The following is a 232-nucleotide window of genomic DNA, read 5'->3' as shown; positions in this document are numbered from 1 at the left end:
GCTAGAGGCGCGGTAGAGAATGAGAAAGCTTATTTCGCCAGGAGATTCTGAATAGAATCGCGGAAATCGCGGCCCTGATCGTTGTTACGCAGGCCGTAAGAGACGAATGCCTGCATATAACCGAGTTTACGCCCGCAGTCCTAGCTGGTACCGGTCAGCAGCTGCACATCAACTGGCTTCTTCTTGCTCAGCGTGGCGCTACCATCGGTCTGCTGAACACGGCCCCATGCGC

At 55.6% G+C, this 232-nt stretch carries 1 pseudogene; it reads right to left on the bottom strand.

Annotated features, from left to right (window positions below):
• Positions 1 to 29: 29 nt before the first annotated feature.
• Positions 30 to 232, bottom strand: a pseudogene (locus KVT28_RS28050) (GalU regulator GalF); the annotation flags it as partial.

Origin of the sequence: Pantoea sp. GbtcB22 (genome assembly GCF_019091025.1) — a bacterium.
Taxonomy (GTDB): Bacteria; Pseudomonadota; Gammaproteobacteria; order Enterobacterales; family Enterobacteriaceae; genus Pantoea; species Pantoea leporis.
Note: the sequence above shows the minus strand (reverse complement) of the source record. Positions and strands in the feature narration are given on the sequence as shown.